The organism is Microcoleus sp. S36a_B3 (assembly GCF_036700745.1).
In the GTDB taxonomy this organism is placed as follows: Bacteria; Cyanobacteriota; Cyanobacteriia; order Cyanobacteriales; family Microcoleaceae; genus Microcoleus.
The window spans coordinates 192,728-216,307 of the sequence record NZ_JAUBPN010000007.1 but is presented as its reverse complement, the minus strand read 5'-3'; the positions used below and the strand labels follow the sequence as shown (position 1 = coordinate 216,307).

The 23,580-nt window shown below is 44.2% G+C and carries 15 protein-coding genes and 1 tRNA gene; 9 read left to right on the top strand and 7 right to left on the bottom strand.

Annotated elements, in window-relative coordinates; all coding sequences use genetic code 11:
- Positions 1-127: 127 nt before the first annotated feature.
- From QUA01_RS10775 to QUA01_RS10765, 3 genes are all read left to right on the top strand, one after another.
- Positions 128-2,548: a DUF3854 domain-containing protein gene (locus QUA01_RS10775; RefSeq protein WP_333090814.1), complete on the top strand. Its 2,421-nt coding sequence runs from the start codon at positions 128-130 to the stop codon at positions 2,546-2,548.
- A 139-nt stretch (positions 2,549-2,687) separates the two neighbouring features.
- On the top strand, positions 2,688-3,014 hold the full coding sequence (locus QUA01_RS10770) for a hypothetical protein (protein ID WP_333090815.1): 327 nt from the start codon (positions 2,688-2,690) through the stop codon (positions 3,012-3,014).
- Between the two features lie 32 nt (positions 3,015-3,046).
- Positions 3,047-3,331: a flagellar alpha dynein gene (locus QUA01_RS10765; protein WP_333090817.1), complete on the top strand. Its 285-nt coding sequence runs from the start codon at positions 3,047-3,049 to the stop codon at positions 3,329-3,331.
- A 66-nt stretch (positions 3,332-3,397) separates the two neighbouring features.
- Here QUA01_RS10765 and QUA01_RS10760 read toward each other — a convergent pair.
- Positions 3,398-3,470, bottom strand: a tRNA-Arg gene (locus QUA01_RS10760).
- Between the two features lie 355 nt (positions 3,471-3,825).
- On the opposite strand from QUA01_RS10760, the gene QUA01_RS10755 reads away from it, so the two are divergent.
- The 4 genes from QUA01_RS10755 to QUA01_RS10740 all read left to right on the top strand — a co-directional run bounded on the left by QUA01_RS10755 (position 3,826) and on the right by QUA01_RS10740 (position 11,378).
- Complete coding sequence (locus QUA01_RS10755; protein WP_333090819.1) at positions 3,826-6,681, top strand: hybrid sensor histidine kinase/response regulator; 2,856 nt, start codon at positions 3,826-3,828, stop codon at positions 6,679-6,681.
- The gene (locus QUA01_RS10750) at positions 6,674-8,110 is read left to right on the top strand and encodes a hybrid sensor histidine kinase/response regulator (protein ID WP_333090820.1); all 1,437 of its coding nucleotides are present in this window, start codon (positions 6,674-6,676) and stop codon (positions 8,108-8,110) included. The genes QUA01_RS10755 and QUA01_RS10750 overlap by 8 nt, the downstream gene beginning before the upstream one ends.
- 269 nt (positions 8,111-8,379) lie before the next feature.
- The gene (locus QUA01_RS10745; RefSeq protein ID WP_333090822.1) at positions 8,380-8,775 is read left to right on the top strand and encodes a response regulator; all 396 of its coding nucleotides are present in this window, start codon (positions 8,380-8,382) and stop codon (positions 8,773-8,775) included.
- Positions 8,772-11,378 carry a PAS domain S-box protein gene (locus QUA01_RS10740; protein ID WP_333090823.1) on the top strand — a complete coding sequence of 869 codons (2,607 nt, stop codon included), beginning with the start codon at positions 8,772-8,774 and terminating at the stop codon, positions 11,376-11,378. Before QUA01_RS10745 ends, QUA01_RS10740 begins: the two co-directional genes overlap by 4 nt.
- A 281-nt stretch (positions 11,379-11,659) precedes the next feature.
- Here the strand turns inward: QUA01_RS10740 and QUA01_RS10735 are convergent, their stop codons facing one another.
- The 6 genes from QUA01_RS10735 to tkt form a co-directional block, all read right to left on the bottom strand.
- A complete protein-coding gene (locus QUA01_RS10735) occupies positions 11,660-12,748 on the bottom strand; it encodes a hybrid sensor histidine kinase/response regulator (RefSeq protein ID WP_333090826.1) in 1,089 nt (362 codons plus the stop codon).
- Positions 12,749-12,870: 122 nt separating this feature from the next.
- Complete coding sequence (locus QUA01_RS10730; protein ID WP_333090827.1) at positions 12,871-14,370, bottom strand: sensor histidine kinase; 1,500 nt, start codon at positions 14,368-14,370, stop codon at positions 12,871-12,873.
- 138 nt (positions 14,371-14,508) lie between these two features.
- Positions 14,509-14,958, bottom strand: coding sequence for a response regulator (locus QUA01_RS10725; RefSeq protein ID WP_333090828.1), 450 nt, complete (start codon positions 14,956-14,958; stop codon positions 14,509-14,511).
- Positions 14,959-15,007: 49 nt separating this feature from the next.
- Positions 15,008-17,821, bottom strand: coding sequence for a PAS domain S-box protein (locus QUA01_RS10720; protein WP_333090830.1), 2,814 nt, complete (start codon positions 17,819-17,821; stop codon positions 15,008-15,010).
- A 344-nt stretch (positions 17,822-18,165) separates the two neighbouring features.
- Positions 18,166-18,348: a hypothetical protein gene (locus QUA01_RS10715; RefSeq protein ID WP_194008234.1), complete on the bottom strand. Its 183-nt coding sequence runs from the start codon at positions 18,346-18,348 to the stop codon at positions 18,166-18,168.
- Between the two features lie 13 nt (positions 18,349-18,361).
- Positions 18,362-20,377, bottom strand: coding sequence for a transketolase (gene tkt, locus QUA01_RS10710; RefSeq protein WP_333090831.1), 2,016 nt, complete (start codon positions 20,375-20,377; stop codon positions 18,362-18,364).
- A gap of 596 nt (positions 20,378-20,973) precedes the next feature.
- On the opposite strand from tkt, the gene lysS reads away from it, so the two are divergent.
- The gene (lysS, locus tag QUA01_RS10705) at positions 20,974-22,530 is read left to right on the top strand and encodes a lysine--tRNA ligase (protein WP_333090832.1); all 1,557 of its coding nucleotides are present in this window, start codon (positions 20,974-20,976) and stop codon (positions 22,528-22,530) included.
- Positions 22,531-22,681: 151 nt separating this feature from the next.
- Positions 22,682-23,554, top strand: a complete 873-nt coding sequence (locus QUA01_RS10700) for a hypothetical protein (RefSeq protein WP_333090834.1) — start codon at positions 22,682-22,684, stop codon at positions 23,552-23,554.
- Positions 23,555-23,580: the final 26 nt, after the last annotated feature.

Genomic DNA, 23,580 nt, shown 5'->3' with positions numbered 1-23,580 from the left:
CACCGGGGCAAAAACAGGGAACCGCTACGGCCAGGGCAAGCCAGACAAACCGCATCAACCAGAAGGGCAAAAACCGCGTAAGTACCTAACAGCATCAGGAACGGAACCCGACGCAATTTTCCTAGCCATGCCAGATAGAGATTACTGGCTCAAGACTCGCAACGACCTCTCTATTCCCCGGCACTGGAGAGAAGGGGTCAAAAAAGCTGGCTCTGGACTGAGCATCGGCTTAGCAACCATTGCCCTGACAGGAGTTTGGAATTGGGGCAAAGACGGTCAACTAGCAAAAGAGGTTGAAAACTGGGCGCAACCTGAAACTGTTCATTACATAGACTTTGACTCTGACTACGCAGCCAATTCATCTTGCCGTGCAGCCATTTTGAAGTTTGGCCGGTTGCTAGAAGAACGCGGATGCGAGGTTTACATAACAACTTGGGATGCCCAATTCAAAGGCATGGATGATTTTATCAAAGCTAGCGGTGGCGATGTCTTCAAAAAGGCTGTAGCGGACGCGCCAACCCTAGTGAAATGGGAAAAACAGCTCAAAAAAAGCGATCGCAAAAATGACGCTTCTAACCCTAATATTTCTTTAACTCCTCACCCGCGCACGCGAAAAAATGTAGTACGTTTGGAGTCTAGTAGCAGTACAAATGACTACATCCCAGACACCGCACCGACTCCAGAACAAAATTATGTGCAAAAAACAGTCGAGGCGCTGTATTCCGGTGGTCATTGGGTATCCGTGGCGGGGCAACTTTTGGAATTTACGGGGACTTACTACGAACTACGCCCTGAAGCTACGGAGAAGCGCCGCATTCTTGATTGGTTGAGTACCTACTCTGAGTTTGTGAAGGGCAAGTATCGCTGCAACCGTGCCAACTCTGCCAGCGCTAACGAGGTTTACACTTATATCCTTTTGGCTAAAGCAGTTGACCCCAATATGATTAACCCGGATGGCTTGAACTGTGCCGATGGAGTCGTGAAGATTAACTCAGATGGGACGCACTCGCTTGTACCGCATAACCCTGAGCGGGTCTATACCTATGTCGGCTGCAAGTATGACCCCAATATTGATGCGACGGATTGCGATCGCCTTCTGGAATGTTTGGAGCCGTCGCAGCGTGAAGTGTTTTTGCGGACTGCTGCTGCTGCTTTGAATTTGAAACTGGTGCGCTCGAAGTTGACGGGGCGGGGCGTGAAAGGTTTGCTGTGCTACGGCGAGGGGTCTAACGGCAAGGATACGCTGCGGGCTGTGTTGGCCGCTGTGTTTGGGCGGGGAATGACTGGTAAATCGCTGTCAGATTTCAAGTCCTACGATAATGGCCGCAAGTTTTCTCTGGCTGGGGTTGAGGGAAGTATCTGCAATTGGGCCTCGGAGAATACCGCCAAAGTAGACCTAGACACTATTCAGAGCCTCAAACAGTTAATCACGGGCGATCCTCTGGATATTGAGCGCAAGGGCAAAGATAGCTATGAGTACAAGCCTGCTGCGATTTTCTTGGCCAACTGCAACAAACTACCCTCTATCACCGGGGGGACGGCTGCAATTGATGACCGCTACGGCATCTTGAAGTTTGAAAAAACCTATAAGCACGGCGCTGACTCATCTCAGGGTGAGTTAGAGGCTGACCCGCGCTTTAAAGATGATGAGAACTTCATCCTTGAACGAATTGCGCCGGCGATGCTTAACAAGATGCTGGAGCGGTTGCCGTTGTTGTTGACTGAGGGGATTGATTACAAGGCAACCCGTGAAGCGATGCGGGAAGCTCAGGAAGAAAGCCGACATCTTTGGCAGTTTGTCAGGGATTTAGGATATGAGGCTGGCAAGGGTGAGCGCGTCTATGCCAAGGATTTATGGAGTGAGCTGCAAGATTGGTACCAGGAGGCGGGGATACTTGAGCTTGAGTACAACAAAGAGGGTAAACAGAAGCTGATCTGGAATGAGCTACCAAACCAGTGGGATAAGCCCGTCAAAGCCATAAATCAGTTGTACGCCCGCCTTTGTGAGATTTTCCCTAAATTAGAGAAGCATCGGCATACGGAAAGAGGTTTTGAGTCTCAGCGAACAATGGGTGATTTTTACTATTTCGGCATAAGTAAGCAAAAATCTCAAACGAGTGAGAAAAGTGCTCCAGCATCTCCAGCAGTAGACACAGCAAGGATATCGTCTCCAGCAGTGCTCCAGCAGTATTTTCCTGCTGGAGCACTGCTGGAGCAAACAATCCTTACACAGAGCGCTGCTGGAGATGCTGGAGCACTAAACCCAACTATTTTGGAATTGTGCAACGGAATTGCAAAACTCACTCTAACCCAAAGACAAAAACTGGTAGAACTACTCACCGGCACTCCCTGCTCTGACCCGCTAAAAGCATTCAGAGTTGGAGATAAAGTGGCTGGTAACAATCCAGAGGATATGAGCTACAACTGGCACGGCCGCATCGTTGAAATCCACACGAGCATCAGTTGCAAGGTTGACTGGCAAGAGCGCGAAGGTATGAAAGGCGGACGGATAATCTCAATGCTGTTCTGCAACCTACGGAAAATTTAACCGCTGACTGACAATTGACGGCTAAACCCCATCCCCCTTAACTGGGGGATTTTTGTGTCTACAAATTCTGTAGACAAACTGTTGACAGTGTAGACGGCTATCAGTTATTATAGACAAATACCGTATACAAGTGTCTACAATGAGTCAAAGTCAAGTCGTATCGTTTAGAGCTTCCGGTCACTTCCTGAATTGGATAGAAGCTCAGAGATTAGACGGTGAGTCAGTCAATCAAGCTGCACAACGCATTCTCAAGGAAGTCTCAAGAACGTCTACAACGCTGTCTACAATGTATACACCAAGTAACGACGTGTCTACAATGTCTACAGATTTGTCTACACCAAACAGTGATAGCGTCGCGTCTACAAAAGTTGTAGACATTGTAGACAAGGCTGTAAGCTCAAGTCTTGACCCCGTGATGGAGCGGATGGCCGCCATTGAGGAACGGCTGGGAAAATTGAGAGCCTGAGCGATGGCAATGATGAATCGCTCAGGCAAGAATTGAAAGCGGCCAACAAGCAACTGGCAGAGTGGGATGCAGAACTGAATCAGTTACACGAGCGCAACGGCGATTTGGTCTTAGAAGTTCAGATGCTGAGGCAAGAACTCAAGAAAGAACGCGCCGATCGGGAAGCAAATCAAAACTCAGCTCCGACCGACGCGGATTTTCCAGAGCCGACAGACTTGCTCAACCAGTTGAAAGCCAGACGCAAAAAGTCCGGGGCAAACTTGGCAGATATGGAAGTGGTTTTGGAGATACTTGAAACCGACAGGAGCGAAATTTGAGCGGAAAGTAGGACGATAGGCAATACAATGAACCTGAAACCCTTACTCAACACAAGACATATAAAATGAGCACGGAGGGATTTGAACCCCCGACCCTCAGGACCGGAACCTGATGCTCTATCCACTGAGCTACGTGCCCTTGACTTTTGCCATCATAACACGTCTTGCCGAAAATGGCTAGTGGATCAACCAAATTCGATCGCCAGTCTCCAAACCCCTCGCTCCCTAGGGAACTCGCCCACAGAGGGCGCATCAGCCAGTTATCGAAGCCAGAGACTGCAAATTTTGCCTAAATCGTCAATAATTACGACAATAGGTAAAATAATATACTCTCATATAGCAAAGATTAGGTTCGCATTCGATCGCCGTTAAACATCTACCACACCTAAATATAGCCCCCATGAATTCCCTCTAGCTCGTCGGGGATGGCGCTGCTGTCAAGACAAACTCTGCAAGGACGCTTCTAGGCTAAGTTCACCAAACCTCTAAATCTGATGATTTCTAAAATTTTAGACAAATTACCGCTGCGAACAGTTCTCATAGTTCCATTTGTACTGCAAATCGTCGGAGCAGTGGGACTCGTAGGATATTTGTCTTTTAAAAACGGACAAAAAGCAGTTAATAACCTGGCCACTCAGTTAATGAGCGAGGTGAGTTTGCGTGTCGAGCAAAACCTGCAAGTTTACCTGACAACTCCCCATCAAATCAATCAAAGCAAGCTCGATACAGTCAAGATCGGGTTTTTAAGAATGGATGATTTGTCAAAATGGGAGAAATATCTTTGGCGGCAAGTAAAATTATATCCCTATATCAATTTTACTGCCGTTGGTAACGAAAAGGGAGATTATCGATCCGGAGAACAACTTTCTAACGGCTCCCGAACGATGAATGTAATCGAGAAATCTACTGGAGTAAATTTTTATTCTTACAATACTAATGATACGGGCGATCGCACTACCATAGTAACAGTTATCAAGAATATTGACAGTAGGCAACATTCTTCCTACAAAGTTGCCGTAAAAGAAGGCAAGCCCACATGGAGTCCGGTTTACGTTTCCTTCCTAGAACCGACATTAATTATCAGCGCTGTCCAAGCTGTATACAGCGAAAAAGATCAGCTAGAAGGAGTATTGATTGCTGCTTTGCGTATCGACTATATCGGCAGATTTCTCAACAGTCTAAAAATTGGAAAATCGGGACAAGCCTTTATTATCGATCGCCAAGGTAATTTGTTAGCAACTTCTACCACCGAAAAACCATTTCGCACTAGCGGTAAGGAAAAAAAAATATTTAAAGTAAAAGAAAGCAGTAACCCTCTTACTCAAGCTACAGCCAAATATTTAACTACACAATTTAAACAATTAAATATTAAAAAAACTGAATTATTGAAGTTTGAAATAAATGGCAAGCGGCAATTTTTAAAAGTCCTGCCATTCCAAGACGGCAAAGGCTTAGACTGGCTGATTGTAGTAGTAGTTCCCGAAGCAGATTTTACCGAAGAAATCGATGCCAATACCCGTCTGACGATTTTGCTGTGTTTCGCAGCTTTAGTAGTAGCTGTATCCATTGGCATTCAAACTTCTCGCTGGGTAACAAATCCTATTTTGCGCTTAAATACAGCAGCCAAAAATATTGCTAAAGGTGAATGGGACAAAACAGTAGAAAGTCAACGATCCGACGAATTGGGGGAATTAGCCCAGTCCTTTAACAGCATGGCTCAACAACTGCAACAATCTTTTGAAACTTTAGAACAGCGAGTGCGAGAGCGGACTGCTGAATTGGCTGTAGCTAAGGACAAAGCCGAAGTAGCAAATCAAGCTAAAAGCACCTTTCTGGCTAACATGAGTCACGAATTGCGATCGCCACTCAATGCAATTCTCGGCTTTTCCCAACTGATGACTCGCAGCCAAAATCTATCCCCAGAACATCAAGAAAATATTAGCATAATTAGTAGCAGCGGAGAACACCTCCTCACCCTGATTAATAACGTACTCGATTTATCTAAAATTGAATCGGGGCGCACCACCCTCAATCCCAAAAAATTCGACCTCTATCGCCTACTCCACGACTTGGAAGATATGTTTCAACTCAAAGCAGATGACAAGCACTTGCAGCTAATTTTTGACTGCAGTCCCGACGTGCCGCAATACGTAGAAAGTGACGAGTTAAAGTTGCGACAAGTCTTGATAAATCTGCTGAATAACGCTCTTAAATTTACATTAGAGGGCGGTGTTGCGATCAGAGTTAGCAAGCATTCAGCAGGCATAAATAACGGCGAAACATTACAGTTTGGCGAGCAGTCAAAAAATACAGGAACTCCTGCAAATAACAGTTATGAAAATTCCGAATTAATTTATTCAGAAAACGCAACTTATGCAGCCCAAAACAAAAGTTCAGCTTCTACCTCCTCATGTTTTATTCATTTTGAACTCCAAGATAGTGGCCCTGGTATTGCGGCCAATGAATTAGACAATCTTTTTGAAGCTTTCGTGCAAACCCAATCCGGCAAAGATTCGCAAGAAGGTACAGGTTTGGGATTACCAATCAGCCGCAAATTTGTGGAATTAATGGGCGGCGAAATGAGCGTCATTTCTGCTGTAGGGGAGGGAACTAATTTTAAGTTTGACATTCAAGTGATTGCGGTCGATGCGACTGATATTGAAAGTCAAAAGCCTACCCGCCATGTGATTGCACTCGCACCCAATCAACACCCTTATCGAATTTTAATTGTAGACGATAAACCGCTCAACCGCCAACTGTTAATCAAACTTCTTCATCCTCTCAATTTTCAACTAAAAGAAGCTACTAACGGTGAAGAAGCTATTGAGCTTTGGGACTCTTGGGAACCCCATTTAATTTGGATGGATATGAGAATGCCCGTGATGGACGGTTACGAAGCAACAAAACACATTAAAGGCACGATTAAAGGTCAAGCTACTGCTATTATTGCGCTGACAGCGAGCGTTTTGGAGGAAGAACGGGCAGTTATTTTGTCGGCTGGCTGCGATGCTTTTATGCGGAAACCTTTCCGGGAAGCCGATATTTTTGATGCTATGCACAAACATATCGGAGTGCGCTATATTTATGAAGATCCGGGTCAAGCTAATTTATCGGTAATTCCAGAGCGCGATCGCGAAATGATTGAGGCTGATTTCGTAAAATTGCCTGACTCGCTGGTAGCGGATTTAAAGCTCGCCATACTGAATGTAGATATGGATTTAATTGAAATATCCATCGAGCAAATTCGATTAAAGGATACAGTAACGGCTAGTGCGATCGCCCATTGTATAGAAAATTTCGAGTACGACAAAGTTTTAAAGTTAATCTCTCAAGCAGAATCACATGAATAACAACATTCCTAGCACCGATCGCGGTAATATTTTAGTAGTTGACGACACCCCAGCTAATTTGCGGCTGCTAGCTGGAATTTTGAACGGCAAGGGCTATAAAGTCCGCCCCGTACCTAACGGTGAATTAGCGCTTTCTGCTGCCAAAGGTATGCCTCCCGATTTGATTTTGTTAGATATTATGATGCCCGAAATGAACGGGTATGAAGTTTGCGAAAAAATCAAAGCAGACGAACGCACTCGCGACATTCCGGTAATTTTCATTAGCGCGATTAATGACGTACTAGATAAAGTAAAAGCCTTTGCTGTTGGAGGGGTAGACTATATTACCAAGCCATTTCAAATGGAAGAGGTTCTAGTCAGGGTAGAAACCCATTTAGCAATGTGCCACTTGCAAAAAAAACTCCAAGAAAAAAACGATCAACTGACAGTCACTTTAGACGAACTGCAAGCAACTCAGCATCAATTAGTTCAATCAGAAAAAATGGCCGCATTAGGGCAACTGATTGCCGGTATTGCTCACGAAATCAATACACCACTGGGCGCAATTCGATCGTCTATTGGCAATATTACCAACTTTTTGGATAACAATCTCGAAAGTTTACCAGTTTTTTTTAAAGAACTGTCAGCCGAACGCCAGCACGATTTTTTAAGTTTGATGTACAGTGCCCGCCAACAAAATTACTCTTTATCTACGCGAGAAAAACGGGAATTAAAAAGAGGTCTAAAGCAGCAACTAGACTCCGAACAAATTGATAATGCTGACAGTCTTGCTAACATTTTAGTCAATATTGGATTGCAGGGAAACTTGGACCAATTCTTGCCATTACTCAAAGATCCTAAAAGTGAAAATATTATCAAAACCGCCTACGATTTTGCTAGCATTCACAGAAGCGCCAAAACTATCGCTACCGCTACAGAACGCGCTGCTAAAGTCGTATTTGCCCTGAAACATTATGCACGTTACGATGTCAATAGCGAAAAAATACAGGTGAATATTATGGATGGAATTGAAACTGTATTGACTCTTTATCAAAACCAACTCAAGCAGGGTGTGGAGACAGTCAGAAACTATGAAGCTGAATTGCCTATGGTATTTTGTTATTCCGACGAGCTCAATCAAGTTTGGACAAATTTAATTCACAATTCCTTACAAGCGATGGACAATCAAGGAACTTTAACAATAGATATCCAGCAGCAAGATACCAACGTTGTAGTCAAAATTACCGACAGTGGAAAGGGAATTACACCGGAGATTTTGCCGAGAATTTTTGAGCCTTTTTTTACTACTAAACCTGCTGGAGAAGGCAGCGGGTTAGGGTTGGATATCGTTGATAAAATAATTAAAAAACATCAGGGTAAAATTGATGTAAAGTCGGTGCCAGGGCAAACAGAATTTATAGTGTCTGTACCGATCAATTTAAGGGAGTAGTTGACACTCCCCAGATATCTATAGCATTTATCAAAAAGGTGAGATTTGAGATTATTCGACTTATTTCGACTGCGCTCAGTACAAGTTTTAGATTGGGGGATTGAGGAATTGAGGGATTGAGCGATTGATTGGTCAATACTTCATATTTTGCTCTAACTACTATATCTGGGGCTAAAAATGGGCAGTCTACCCCGCAGAATGTAGAATTTAGACAACGATGTGCTTACCCGTCGGGGTTCACTCAGCCAGACTAAAGGAGGAAACTAGCAATGTCTAAACCAGCAATTTTGTGTGTTGACGATGAAATAGCGGTGTTGGAAAGTCTGGAAATTGAACTGCAACAGGCATTTAACGGTAAATATCTGTGCGAATTTGCTGAAAGTGCAGCAGAAGCGTTAGAAATTATTGAAGAGCTATGTGAAAATGAGGTTAATATTCTAGTAATTGTCTCGGATTGGTTGATGCCCGGAATGAAAGGAGATGAGTTGCTGATTGCAATTCATCACAAGTATCCGCAAATCGTGACAGTTATGCTAACGGGACAAGCAGATAAAGAAGCAATCGAACGCACAAAAGCTCAAGCCAATCTTCATGCTTTCATACAAAAGCCTTGGAAAAATCAAGAATTAATTGAAGCAATTAAGTCTGGTCTAGCAAATTTATGAAAAAGCCAGTCATTATTTGTGTTGATGATGAGCAGACTATACTCGATAGTCTGGAAATAGACTTGCTCAAAGCCTTTGAAGATAAATATTTAATTGAAACTGCCCAAAGTGGCGAAGAAGCTTTAGAGTTGCTATCCGAACTTTTAGCAGAACAGTATGAAGTTCCTTTGGTTATTTCCGATCATATTATGCCGAATATGAAAGGAGACGAGCTATTGAGGAGTGTTCATGCCATTTCGCCGAAAACTCTCAAAATCATGCTGACGGGGCAGGCAGATTTGGAGGCGGTAGCCAATGCTATTAATTATGCTAAGTTATACCGCTACATAGCTAAACCTTGGCAATCTGATGATTTAAAATTAACGGTCACTGAGGCGATTTATAGATATTTTCAAGACAAACAATTAGCTGAAAAGCAAATAGAACTTCAGGAGATGAATCAGGAGTTAGCCAGATTAAACCGCAAGCAGGCGATGCTGATTTCCAAACTCCACGAAAACGAAAGTCGGTTGACGCAATATCTGGAAGCCATGCCGCTGGGCGTGTGCGTGCTGGATGCTCACGGTCAATCTTTTTATGCAAATCAGAAGGCGCGGGAAGTTTTTGGTAAAGGCACGGTGCCGCATATTAATTCAGAGCAGAAAGCGGCAATTTATCAATTTTATAAAGCCGGAACTAATGAGAGATGTCCTGTGGAAGAGTTGCCAATTATGCAGGCGCTCCGGGGCGAAACAGTGCGGACTGAGGGTGTAGAAATTAGGACTGGAAATAAGATTATTCCGGTGGAGAGTTGGGCGACTCCTATTTATGATTCTATCGGCGATATTTGCTACGGGATTATTGCTTTTACTGATATTACGGAACGCAAGCAAGCTGAAACAGCGCTGGTGCAAGCTGAAGAGAAGTATCGCCAGATATTTAAAAATGCTCTTGAAGGTATTTTTCAGACTGCACGGGGGGGAAAATTGCTCAGCGCTAATCCTGCTCTGGCTCAAATTTACGGCTATGATTCCCCTGAAGAATTGATCGCAAGTGTTAATGATATTCAGCGGGAATTATACGTGCAACCGCACCGCCGTCAAGAGTTTTTGGCGCTGATGGAAAAGTACGGTAGCGTGTCTGAGTTTGAGTCGGAAGTTTATCGGCTAGATGGTAGTGTTATCTGGATTTCTGAGGATGCGCGCACTGTTTTTGATGCTAGCGGTGATGTGCTTTACTATCAAGGTTTTGCTGAGGATATTACTTTGCGAAGACTGGTAGATGTGGAGCGACTCAGGTTTACAAATGATTTAGAAAAAGCTTTGGTAGCTCAAGAAAAGTTAAATGGAGCGCTGTTAGAAAGTGAAAATCGGCTGACTCAATTGCTGGAAGCAGTGCCGGTGGGTATATTTGTGATAGATAATGTCGGAAAACCTTGCTATATGAATTCTTGGGCTGAAAAAATATTTGGCAAAGGCTTGGTTTCTGATGTTATTCCTAGCAATTTGTCTGCAGTTTATCAAATTTATTGTGCTGGAAGCAATGAGCTTTACCCGGACGAAATTCAACCGATTGTACGGGCGCTGCGGGGGGAAGTGGTGCACGTTGACGATGCGGAAATTCACGGCCCGGAGAAGATTGTGCCGATCGAGGTTTGGGCGACTCCAATCTACGACGAACGAAAAAACATAGTTTATGCGATCGCGGTTTTTCAAGACATCACAGAGCGCCAAGAGGTAGAAACCGAGCGGCAAAAATTCACAAACGAGCTCGAAAAAGCTTTGGCAGCAGAAGAAAATTTAACAGATGCTTACGGGCGATTTGTGCCGCACCAATTTCTCCACTTTCTGGGATATGAAAGTATTCTGGACGTAAAATTAGGCGATCAAGTACAGAAAGAAATGTCGGTGCTGTTTTCAGATATTCGCGATTTTACTACTCTTTCTGAAACTATGAATCCCGAAGAAAACTTTCAATTTATTAATGCTTATTTGTCGCGGATGGAACCAGTAATTACTGAAAATTTTGGCTTTATTGATAAATACATTGGCGATGCGATTATGGCGCTGTTTAATGGCAGTGCAGACGATGCTGTGAAAGCAGGAATTGCGATGTTAGAACAGCTTAACGAGTACAATGTCAGCCGTCATCAACCCGATCGCCCGCCGTTGCAAATTGGCATTGGCATCAATACAGGTTCTTTGATGTTAGGTACGGTTGGCGGCAAAAGTCGGATGGACAGCACGGTGATTAGCGATGCAGTAAATTTAGCTTCCCGCGTCGAAAACTTGACGAAAGAGTATGGAGTTTCGATGTTAATTACTCACCATACTTTTATACAGTTGAACGATATTTATGATTTTAGATTGATCGATCGCGTTACAGTGAAAGGTAAATCGCAATTGGTAACAGTTTATGAAATATTCGCGGGAGATGCGCCGGAGGTGCGACAAAAAAAATTAGATACAAAGACAATCTTTGAGGAAGGTTTGGTATTGTACAATAATAATAGGTTTGTCGAAGCGAGAAGATTGTTTTCGCAGTGCAAACAAATCAACCATGAGGATAAGGTAGCTAAAATTTATATGCAGCGATGTGTGAAACGGGCGATATATTCTATATAAAATTATTTAAGATTTTCGACTGCGGTGTGAGCGCTAACGTCGAAGGATTTGAGATTGAAAAAATGAGAATGAATAAAAGAAAATGTAACAATAACAAAGAATTTTTGCAAAAAGTCTACTGATTGCGTAAGAGTTGGGAACTATATCATGTTCTGCTGAACACCATAACAAATACGGTTGCACTCATACATGATGTTAACTGTTAACTGTTAACTGTTAATTTACTATTCCGATGAAGAAAGGATTTGATATGAATCGATCGGACACGATATAATTGTTTGTTAGATGGGCAGGGAAACGCAAACAATTGTTTCTTGCTGCGGTAAACTTTCTATTTTAAATCTTCCTCCGTGCAATTCTGCAAGGCGTTGAACTATGGCTAAGCCCAATCCCAAACCTGCTTGTTGGTAAAGTTTGCGATCGAACTGTCTGTAAGCTTCTAGTTGTGCAATGCGATCGGGAGTCAGGCCGCGTCCTTGGTCTTTTACAGAGAGAATAAACGTCCGATCTTCGACAAAAGTGCTTAAAAAAACTGGGGTTCCTTCTACAGAAAATTTGAAGGCATTGTCGAGCAGTTCCTCAACAATTTTTGTGAGTTTTATAGAATCGATAGCAACTGACGAATCTTGCAAATTTAAGTGTAAGTCGTCGGTTCTATTCACTTGTTTTGCTTGCTGCCGCGCTTTTTCAGTCAGCAAAGATTTGACGCAGCTAAATTCGCTGCTACGCATCTCTTTTAGCTGTTCGGGATTTGTGGCGGCTATTTCCAGTTCTGCATAGAGCAAAACGTTTTGAATCAGCCTGTACAAGCGATGACCGGAAGTGTTAATTTGACCGATCATTTCTAATATTTCTGCTTTTTCAAAGACTTGATATTCGGATAAGATTAGCTCAGAAAAACCCAGAATGGCATTCAAAGGAGTCCGCAATTCGTGGGGGAGAGACATACTAATATTAGTCCGCAATTCGTCTAGGGTTTTTTTAGACTGCTTGCTAATGGTTTTATATTTTTCAAGTCGAATAGCAATTGCTTTTAGCAGTTCTTGCGGCGTACAAGGCTTAGTAATGTAATCGTCGGCTCCCAGTTCCATGCCCGTGCGAATGTCATTTTTATCGGCTTTGGCTGTGAGGAAAATAAATGGAATTGTGGCAGTTAGGGGTTCGGAGCGCAAGGCTTTGAGGACGGCGTGACCGTCTATTTCCGGCATCATCATGTCGCACAAAATTAAATCGGGGATTTGGGCGATCGCCAATTTGATGCCGGCTCGGCCGTTGCTGGCTCCAATTCCTTGAAAATTCTCAGCTTCAAGTAAATCTAAAATATTTTCTCTAATCGATTCTTCGTCTTCTATTACCAAAATTTTTGCCACGGTCGTTACTCCTTTTGATTAATAATTGGTTATAAAATTTTGCTTTCATAACCTTGACAATTTTGTGATTTTCGGATAAAATTTAGGTGAGTGGTTGATGTTTATAGTTAAGCATTAAGCGATTATTGTGTTTGTGAAATCAAAGGCAAGGTAATAGTGAAAGTTGTACCTTTTTCTTCTTGGCTGTCGATCGCCAGTTGGCCACCGTGCAGTTCCACAGCCCGTTTCACAATGGCTAAACCGAGGCCAGTTCCCGAAATAGTGCCGACATTTGTAGAGCGGTAAAAAGTTTCCAAAATTCGCTCTAGATCGGCTTGGGGAATCCCGATGCCAAGGTCTTGAACTTGGAAAACAGCTTTTTGGTTTTGACAGTTTAGCTGTAAGGAAATTGTACTGCCGGCGGGGGAATATTTGATAGCATTTGAGAGGATGTTTCCCAAGATTTGCCGCAGCAGTTTTTCATCCATTTGAGCATCGCAGTTGTCGCCTTCATGTTTAAAGGTGATCGGGTGTTGGTTGCTGTCGTTGAGCTGCTGTTCTTCTACCAGTTGACGGCAAAATTTTTCGAGGTTTAAGGAAACTGGTTGAAACTGCAAGGTGTTTGCTTCGATTTTGCCAATTACTAGAATATCTTCTAATAACTCTGTCATGCGTTTAATTGCTATTTGAATCCGCGCAAAATGAGTAGATTTTTTATCTTCAGTCCACTTAGAACTGTAGTCTTGCAGCAATCCACTCGAAAATTGGATGGTTGTCAAGGGGGTGCGGAACTCGTGGGAAACCATTGTCACAAATTTGGCTCGCAGTTCGGAAAGTTCCTTTTCTCGTGCGAGGGTTTTGAGAATTTCTGCTTCGGCTCGTTTGCGATCGCTAATGTCGCGGGCTTCAGCAATCAGCAGCAAAACTTGTCCCGTGTCATTTTTAACAGGTTTCAGTGATAAATCAACTGTGATAATTTGGCCGCTTTTGCCTAAAAAGTCTATTTCGCGGCGAAAAAATTCGCCCTTAGCAGCCTTGGCTAGACCTTCTTTTAATTGTTCTTTACCATTTGGTGATTGTTGCCAAATCAACTGTTCCCAAATCGGGCGACCTACAATATTTTGCGATCGAACTCCGGCAAAATCTAGGGCTGTCTGGTTCACTTCCAGCACGATTCCTTCGGGGGTCAGCAGTTTGGTAAGCTGAAAGGAAGAGTCAAAAATCGCCCTAAAACGCCGTTCGCTTTCCCGCAGCATTTGAAATGTTTGAGAACGTTCGATCGCGTAGCGGATCGTCCGCACTAATAATTGGGTGGTAATTTGACCTTTAACAATGTAATCTTGGGCTCCCAAGCGTACTGATTCGAGTCCGATCGCCTCATCGTCCAAGCCTGTCATTACCACCATTGCCGTATCGGGAGCCACTTCTCGCAGTCGAGTTAGCGTTTCCAAACCGTGGCTGTCGGGCAAAGAAAGGTCTAGCAAAACTATATCAAAGGATTGCTTGCCCAGTTGGGCGATCGCCTCGTGCAGGAATTCAACAGACACGAGTTCCCACTCCACTCCGACAGATACTTCCAACAGTTCTGCAAGCAAATCAGCATCAGCCGGATTGTCTTCTACTAACAGAATCTTAATCCACATAGCTTAAAGATTTTTGACTGTAACATTTTCACTGGGTATCAATCTCAGGTTAAACTTTTTGGTTTTTTTATGCAATTTTTATTTGTTAAGCTATTATTCTAAAAGTGTCACTACCGCCAGCCACCAATCCTCAATCAATTAATAAATTACAGGAAGGCGGACAACGGCGAGCCAGAATTCCTCAATTAACCTGACTACTTTAGTAAATTCTACAAAGTCTACAGGCTTAGTTATATAACAGTTGGCATGGAGCGAGTAGGACTTGACAATATCCTCGGGAGCAGCAGAAGTGCTGAGAATCACGACAGGAATTAATTTTAATTTCGGGTCAGTTTTAATTTCTTCTAGCACTTCAACACCGCTTTTTTTCGGCAGATTCAAATCTAGCAGAATCAAATCGGGACGGGGTACGTCCAGATAGGGTGCTTTTTTGCGTAAAAACTTGATTGCTTCGACTCCATCCTCCACAAAATGCAAGTTATTCAATATTTTACCCTGACTGAGGACTTCTCTTGCCAAATCGGCATCGCTGGGCGAATCCTCAATTAACAGAATCTCAACTAATCTAACAGTGCTGGGATCGCTCATAAACTGTTTATCCTTGTGACTATAAAAAAAATAAATGAAATTTAAGCCTTCAGATACTAATTATAGGAATAGTAAAGTAAAAAGTCGCTCCTTTTCCTTCTTGAGATTCCACCCAGATGCGCCCGCCGTGGCGTTCCACAATGCGCTTGCACATCGCCAAACCTATGCCAGTACCGGAATATTCGCGGCGAGAGTGCAGGCGTTGAAAAATAATAAAAATGCGATCGGCATATTGCGGATCGATGCCAATGCCCCGATCGCGCACGCTGAACACCCATTCGCTATCTTGCCGGCCTGCAGCGATATGAATCAACGGGATATCTTCGCGACAAAATTTGATACCGTTGGCGACCAAATTTTGGAATAACTGCACCAGTTGAAATTCATCCGCCATCACAGTTGGCATCGCGTCGCAGGTGATGACAGCTTTTGTTTCGGCGATCGCAATTTGCAAATTAGACAAACTTTGCTTGACAGCAGCGTTGCAATCGGCTAGCTCAAATTGTTTACTTCGGGTTCCCAAGCGCGAATAGGCCAACAAATCATTAATCAATTGTTGCATTCTGGTAGCGCCGTCAACAATATAATGAATATATTTATCTGCTTTAGTGTCCAAATTGTCTTGATAGCGGTGGGCGAGCAATTGAGCGTAGCTGGTAACGGCTCGGAGCGGTTCTTGCAAATCGTGGGAAGCCACATAAGCGAATTGTTCTAATTCTTCGTTAGAACGCTTCAAATCTTCTGTAAGTTGCAACATTTGTTGCTCTGATCTTTTACGTTTTGTAATGTTATAAACTAAGGCGCAGCATGACAGCATATTTCCCTGGGAGTCCATGACTGGACTGGTAGACATATCCGTCCAAATATCTTTACCATCCTTAGTTGTGAATTTGAATTCATGTTGTTCAGCGATCCCTTCCTTGCGACGCTCGAAATTATCGAGAGCTTGTTTTTTTTCCGGTTCGTCCATGAAGTCCCAAAGTGGCCGACCGAACATTTCTAATTCACTATAGCCGAGCATTCGCGACATTGCGCGGTTCACGTAAGTCGTGACGGCATTGTTATCAATTACCCAAATACCCTCTTCTGCTAATTCAACTATTTGCCTGTATTTGAATTCGCTTTCCTGCAACGCTGTTTCAGTTAGTTTACGCTCGGTGATATCTTTCAGAAAACAGTGATAGCCGTTAAATGTTCCTTCGGCATCGCAAGCTTTGACCATTGTTAATTGATTGTGAAAAAATGAACCCTTTTTCCGCACACCTCTAGCTTCAACTTCTACTTTGCCAGAAATCAGCATTTCTTGATAAGCTAATGTCAACATCTCAACATCGTCTGGATGCACGGTAAGCTGCCATTCCATGCCTAGCATTTCTTCCGGTTCGTAACCACATTTACGAGCGTAAGCTCGGTTAACATTCACATAGCGTCCGTCAATGTCCAGCAGCGAAATGCCTTCCACCGCATTTTGCAGAGCATTGGTGAGGTCGCGCAGCTCTTTTTCAGCTTGTTTGCGTTGCGTAGCTGCCGCCACGGCATCGCTAATATCTTGACCGATCGCCAAAAAACCAGTAATATTTCCTTCAGTATCAAATAAGGCTGTCACCGACAATTGCACCGGAAACCGCGAACCATCTTTGCGGATGTAAGTCCATTCATTTTCGTCAGCCATTCCCTCGCGCGGCAAAGTAAAAAAAACTTCCATTCCTGGCTCTATTTTTACTCCCAATTCTTGAGACAAAACTTCCGCTCTTTTGCTGATCTCCAGAGGATCGTGAATGATTGCTGGCGTGACTTTGCCTACCACTTCTCCGGGGGAATAGCCTAAAAGTTGCTGGGCGGCGCGATTGAATATTTTAATTTTACCGTCTGGCTCAGTGGAAATAATTGTGTAGTTAGCGCTGTTAAGAATTGCATTTTGTAGTTGCGTCAATTCCAACAAAGTTATCGCAATTCTTTGTCTGTAAGCTACTTCGTTTTGCAATTGTTGCTTGGAAATTTCCATTTGAGTAGTGCGATCGGCAATTCGATTTTCCAGAGTTTCATTGAGCAGTCTATTTTCCTCTTCTACCAGCTTACGTTCTGTAATATCAGTAATGGTACACACATAGCTTTTAACCTCCCCATTTTCTCCGATTTGACCGACAGATTGAGCTAAAACCCACTTCACTTGACCGTCGTCAAGACGTTGAAAACGGTACTCAGATTTAAACGGCAATTTCTCGGTAGCAACGCTATACCATTGAGCAAAAACGCTCTCGCGATCGTCTGGATGAATGCCTCGCAACCACCCTTTACCCAAAGCTTGATCGCCGGTAATTCCAGCAATTTGACACCAGCGTTCGTTGACATACAAACAGTCTCCGGCATCGTCAGCATAAAATATTCCCACTGGCGAAACTTCTGTTAAAGTTTGATAGCGAGCGTCACTTTCTCGACGTTCGACGATTTCTGTTTGTAGTATTTGATTAATCATCCCTAATTGAGCGGGACTCGTGAAAACTAATGCTTCAGGAATTAATGGAATTAATGCGAAAGCTGTGTAAGCAGAAATGACTGCGGTTATCAGTTTCAAAGTACCAGAAAGCCAATAAACAGGATGCCAAAGCGTCCAAACTTCCATTATATGAGTAGTGCCACAGGAGAAAATAAAGGCTCCAAACAGCAAAAAAATGTTGCGAAAGGGCAAGTCTTTTCCTTGAGTGCTAAAATAAATTAGCGATACGGGTATTGAATAGTAAGCCAGGGCAATTATAGAGTCTGACACTACGTGGAGCGCGACTAGCTCTCGCTGCCAAAGGTAACAGTGGCCGTGAGGAATATAGTTGCCGACGAATAACAAGTTATTTAAAAAAGTCCACATGATAAAGGAATGGGTAATGGGTAATGGGGAATGGGTAATTGGTAATTGGTAATTGGTAATTGGTAATTGGGTAACGGGGAATTTAACCCCATAACTTATAACTTATCTCAAATTTTTGAAATATACATAAGACCGGGCAAATGGAATTCGCACGCCAAACAAACGAAACCCACCGCAGCGGGTTAAGGTTTGATCTTCTTCAGTCTTCAGTCTTTAGTCTTCCGTCTTCCGTTTTCCTTCTTCCTTCTTCCTGATGACGTTGGACGGAAAGCTCCGGGGAGACAGCAAAACATGACTAATGACTAATGACAACTAAGAGGGCCCGCACGCACCATCCACCGCCCCTACTGACTGATGACTAATGACTTCTTCCTTCTTCCTTCTTCCTTCTTCCTTCTTCCTTCTTCCCTCTTCCTTCTTCCTTCTTCCTTCTTCCCTCTTCCTTCTTCCCTCTTCCTTCTTCCTTCTTCCTTCTTCCTTCTTCTATAAAAAAAGGGGGCGAGCCAAAAGCCCGCCCCATCATTCATTATGCTACTGCGATTAACCCAAGAGTGCCTTAGCTTTAGCCACCACATTATCAACGGTGTAGCCAAACTTTTCTAAAGCAACGGGGCCTGGTGCGGAGGCGCCGAAGGTGTCGATGCTGATGCTGTCGCCTTCGGAACCTAAATAACGTCCCCAGCCGAAGCTAGAAGCTGCTTCAACTGCTAACCGTTTGGTAACAGCTTTCGGGAGTACAGATTCGCGGTAAGCGGCATCTTGTGCGTCGAACAATTTCCAGCAAGGCATGGAAACGACGCGGACTTTTTTGCCTGCGGCGCGCAATTTTTCAGCGGCATCAACGCAGAGGTATGTTTCGCCACCGGTGCCGATTAAAATGATGTCGGGAGTGCCGCCGTCGTCGGACAAAATATAAGCGCCTTTGGCTGTTCCTTCGATCGAGCTTCCGGCCAAATTCGGCAAGTTTTGACGGGACAAAGCCATTAATGTGGGGCGTTTGGGGCTTTCAACTGCCACTTTATAAGCACCGGATGTTTCATTTCCATCCGCAGGGCGCATCACCAACAAATTGGGGATGGCGCGCAGGGAAGCGATGGTTTCGACTGGTTGGTGAGTGGGGCCATCTTCGCCCAAAGCTACGGAGTCGTGAGTCATGACATAGATGACTCCAGCTTCCGAGAGTGCGGAGAGGCGAATTGCACCGCGCATATAGTCGGCAAATACCAAGAATGTGGCGCAGTAAGGAATCAAACCGCCGTGGAGTAGCAAACCATTGGCGATCGCGCCCATAGCGTGTTCCCGCACGCCAAAGCGCAGGTTACGTCCTTCGTATTGACCTTTTTGGAAGTCTTTTTCACCCTTAAGCAGAGTCATGTTAGAAGATGCCAAGTCAGCCGAACCGCCGATCAATTCAGGTAGGACAGCAGCCAAAGCATTCAAACATTTTCCAGAATGATTCCGAGTTGAATCAGCCTTATCTTCTACCTTGTAAGTCGGGAGAACTTTATCCCAACCTTCGGGAAGTTTGCCAGCAACCGTGCGTTCGTATTCTGCTGCTTCGGCGGGATATTTTGCTTTATAATCTGCAAAAGTTTTATTCCATTCTTGTTCGGATGCAGCACCGCGATCGACTGCTTTGCGGAAGTGAGCCAAAGCATCATCAGGAACCTCAAACGGTGCGTATTCCCACTTCAAGAAATCGCGAGTTGCTTTAACTTCATCGGTACCCAAAGCAGCACCGTGAGAACTGTAAGAATTGCGCTTGTTGGGAGAACCATAACCGATGACTGTGCGGACTTTAATCAGAGACGGTTTGTCCGTGACTTTTTTGGCTTCTTCAATAGCTTTGTGAACTGCTTCTGCGTTAGTATCTTCGTCGAGGTTGGTATTGTCTACTGTAATGACGTGCCAGTTGTAGGCTTCAAAACGCTTGCCGACATCTTCAGTAAAGGCCAAGTTAGTGTCGCCTTCAATGGAAATGTGATTGTCATCGTAGAGGGCGATTAATTTGCCGAGTCCGAGGTGTCCGGCCAAAGAACAAGCTTCGCCAGAAATACCTTCCATGTGACAGCCGTCACCCATGATGACATAGGTGTAGTGGTCAACAATGGTGCTATCGGGCTTGTTAAACTTGGCAGCGAGGTGAGCTTCTGCCATTGCCAAACCGACGGCGTTAGCAATGCCTTGTCCCAGGGGGCCGGTGGTGACTTCTACGCCTTCGGTGACGAAGTTTTCCGGGTGTCCGGGGGTTTTGGATTCCCACTGACGGAATTGCTTGATGTCGTCGAGGCTGACGCTATCGTAGCCGGCGAGGTACATGAGGGCGTACTGCAGCATACAGCCGTGGCCGGCAGAGAGTACGAAGCGATCGCGATTGAACCACTTAGGGTTTTTAGGGTTGAACCGCATGAAGCGATCCCACAGTACGAAGGCCATAGGCGCAGCGCCCATCGGTAGTCCTGGGTGTCCTGATTTTGCTTTTTCTACCGCATCGATGGCGAGAAAGCGGATAGAGTTAATGCAGAGTTCTTCGATTGATTTGGTTGCAACAGCCATAATTCTGGTTTTTATATGTATGAGAGAGTGTGTGCGAGCTCATATCCGGTGAATTGACCGTGATTGTTGTAGGGGCGAGTTAACCAATAATCCTCATCAAAACCAGAGTTTTAGTAAACGCCCCAAACCAAATAGTACGATCGACCGACCGGACACGATCTGTGTGGTCAATTTTGGCAGAGGTGCGATGAGTCGAGTTCGATCGCTCGCGTGTCTGCTATGGAGTTTCTGTGGAACTGCCCTGAGACTGCACTACATATCATCTCACCTGTTGCGACCGACAGACAACTTAATTTTTTAATGTTTCGCCCGCTTTATGCTGTCGATAACAATTTGCGATCGCAAATATTTCAGCAGCCAGGGTACAAAAAGCAGCGTGTATCTGAATTATTTAGCAAATTGGCCCCGTCAGGCAGCTCAGTTATGATAGAGTTTGGTGTTTCTGACATCTTGCACCTGTTGCGATCGAGCTTTCGGGCATCCGCCGTCGGCCTACCCACAAAAGAATTGAGTTGTGGAACAGACCAGAAAGCCTGTGAATGTGACAATGCAGTGCAAGATCTAAGATATTGGTAATTTTAATTAGGCAATAACTAATGACTCTGAGTGAAGCCGAAGTCCGCAGTCAAAAAGTAGACGAACTGCGATCGCAAGGCATAGAACCGTATCCCAGTCAATCCTACGCGCGATCGCACACAGCCCAACAAGTTCGCGAAATATTTAGTCAGCCAGGAAAAGAACTCGAAAACGGACAAAGTGACCCCGAAGAAATTCCCCTGCGATTAGCCGGCCGCATTATTTCCAAGCGAGACAGCGGCAAAATTTGCTTCATCGATTTAAAAGACGCCACAGACAAAATTCAACTCAAAATCGAAAAAGCAATCGTCACCGGCGAAGTCGGTTTGAGCTTTGAACAAATCAAAAAATTGCTTGATGTCGGCGATTTTGTCGGCGTAGAAGGCATCGGCTGCCGCACCCCCAGGGGAGAACTTTCTATTTTAGTCCGGGAATTCACGCTTTTATCAAAAGCTACGATCCAATTTCCCGATGCTTATTACGGCATCAACGACCCCGAAGTTTGCCGTCGCCACCGCGAAATGGACTTAGCAAGCAACCAAGAAGCCCTCAACCGTTTCATGCTACGCAGCCGCATCGTCCAAAGCATCCGTTCCTATCTTTGGAAAGCCAACTTTTACGAAATAGAAACGCCAACACTGCAAGCTATTTACGGCGGTGCAGCCGCTAAACCATTCATCACCCACCACAATGCTTTAGAAGTAGATTTGTATTTGCGCGTCGCCCCCGAATTGTTCTTGAAAAGAGCAATTTGTGGCGGTTTCGAGCGAGTATTTGAACTAGGAAAAGCCTTTAGAAATGAGGGCATTGACAGCACCCACAATCCAGAATTTACCTCCTTAGAAGTTTACCAAGCTTATGCAGATGTATTCGACATTTTAACAGTTGTCGAAGATGTGATTTGTTTCGCAGCAGCAGAAGTATCTGGCGATGTGCGGGAAATAGAAAATCAGGGAGAAACAATCAGTTTAGAACGTAAATACGACTACAGCGAAAAATATCCCGGTTTTAGCGGCAAACACTGGCAAGTGAAAACAATGGTAGAAGCTGTCAGAGACGAGTTTGGACTGGATTTTGACAGTTTGGACTTAGAAAGTGCAATATCCTCCGCAACCAAACTAGAACTGCACCTTTCCAAGTTAGAACAACAGAGTTTAGGCTACGTGCTCTACGCAGTTTTTGACAAATTAGTTGTTCCCAAACTAATTCAACCTACATTCATCATCGACTACCCAGTCGAAGTCAGTCCCCTCGCCAAAGGACACCGCAGCAAACCCGGATTTGTCGAGCGTTTCGAGCTATTTATCAACGGCACAGAATACTCAAACGGATTCTCAGAATTGAACGATCCGAAAGAGCAAAGAAAGCGGTTTGAAGAACAATTAGCACAGAAGAATGCAGGAGATGACGAAGCGCATCCAATGGATGAAGACTTTATTCAAGCTTTATCTTTGGGAATGCCTAACTGTGCGGGAATGGGAATTGGTGTAGACAGATTGGTGATGCTTTTAACTAATACTCAAAGCATCCGCGATGCGGTGATGTTCCCGACAATGCGGCCGGTCAAAGATTCGTAAAACATTTGAGTTCCCTTCAGATCCCCGACTTCTTAGAGAGGTCGGAGATCTCGCTTGTGGCAGCTAAATATTAATATTTATGACATTTGAAATAAAAATTATCGCGCCAGTTATAGTGTTTTTGTTTATTTAACTAACCCACCGATCGCACATGATTTTAAGTGAGTCAGTTACCCTCAAACCAAGATATCAACCTCAAGCATCAGACACCTGTATTGAGGTAGAAATCATCCAGTTTAATCTCTGGAGGCAAATGCCGCCCGCAAAGAGATTAGCATTAGCCTCTGCTGCCACGAGGGGCTGCCGCCAATTAGCCTTATCGGGAATCAAAAAACGCAACCCTCAATTAGATTCCATCTACCTCAAACAAGAGTTTATCAAAGCAACTTTAGGACAAGAATTTATTAAAATTGCCCAATTACTAGAGACAAAACTTGTAATGCAAGATCCGATCTGGTTAGCAGCTAAAATTGGTAACATCCTAGATACACTGTCAATTCCCTACTATGTTGGCGGTTCAATTGCTAGTTCCGCTCACGGCGAACCCAGATCTACTCAGGATGCAGACATTGCTATCAGCATCCGAAAAGAACAAACTCAGTCCCTCATTCAAGCAATGCAAAGCGAATTCTACATCAGCGATATTGCAGTTGAAGACACTTTGAGGGGGAGAAGTTCAAGTTTCAACGTCATTCACCTAGAGACAGCCATTAAAGCAGACATTTATTTGATTAAACCCGATCGCGAATACGAGCAATGTCAGCTCGATCGCCGACAGCAATTCTACCCAGACGACAGACCAGAATTAACCTTTTATATCTGTAGCCCCGAAGATATAATTTTGCAAAAACTCATTTGGTACAGAATGTCAAGATTTCAGTCAGACAAGCAATGGCGAGATATTCTAGGAGTGATGAAACTTCAGGCAGATTCGTTAGATAGGGCTTACCTGCAACATTGGTCTTCCCAGTTAAATATCGCTTCAGAAATCGATCGGGCTTTTTCTGAATCGGGATTAAATTAACCAGAACACGCAGAACCCCGACTTCT

Coding starts and splice junctions, on each gene's coding strand:
- QUA01_RS10775 (WP_333090814.1), top strand. CDS start 128: ATGCCAGATAGAGATTACTGGCTCAAGACTCGCAACGACCTCTCTATT.
- QUA01_RS10770 (WP_333090815.1), top strand. CDS start 2,688: ATGAGTCAAAGTCAAGTCGTATCGTTTAGAGCTTCCGGTCACTTCCTG.
- QUA01_RS10755 (WP_333090819.1), top strand. CDS start 3,826: ATGATTTCTAAAATTTTAGACAAATTACCGCTGCGAACAGTTCTCATA.
- QUA01_RS10750 (WP_333090820.1), top strand. CDS start 6,674: ATGAATAACAACATTCCTAGCACCGATCGCGGTAATATTTTAGTAGTT.
- QUA01_RS10745 (WP_333090822.1), top strand. CDS start 8,380: ATGTCTAAACCAGCAATTTTGTGTGTTGACGATGAAATAGCGGTGTTG.
- QUA01_RS10740 (WP_333090823.1), top strand. CDS start 8,772: ATGAAAAAGCCAGTCATTATTTGTGTTGATGATGAGCAGACTATACTC.
- QUA01_RS10730 (WP_333090827.1), bottom strand. CDS start 14,370: ATGTGGATTAAGATTCTGTTAGTAGAAGACAATCCGGCTGATGCTGAT.
- QUA01_RS10725 (WP_333090828.1), bottom strand. CDS start 14,958: ATGAGCGATCCCAGCACTGTTAGATTAGTTGAGATTCTGTTAATTGAG.
- QUA01_RS10720 (WP_333090830.1), bottom strand. CDS start 17,821: ATGTGGACTTTTTTAAATAACTTGTTATTCGTCGGCAACTATATTCCT.
- QUA01_RS10715 (WP_194008234.1), bottom strand. CDS start 18,348: ATGAATGATGGGGCGGGCTTTTGGCTCGCCCCCTTTTTTTATAGAAGA.
- tkt (WP_333090831.1), bottom strand. CDS start 20,377: ATGGCTGTTGCAACCAAATCAATCGAAGAACTCTGCATTAACTCTATC.
- lysS (WP_333090832.1), top strand. CDS start 20,974: ATGACTCTGAGTGAAGCCGAAGTCCGCAGTCAAAAAGTAGACGAACTG.
- QUA01_RS10700 (WP_333090834.1), top strand. CDS start 22,682: ATGATTTTAAGTGAGTCAGTTACCCTCAAACCAAGATATCAACCTCAA.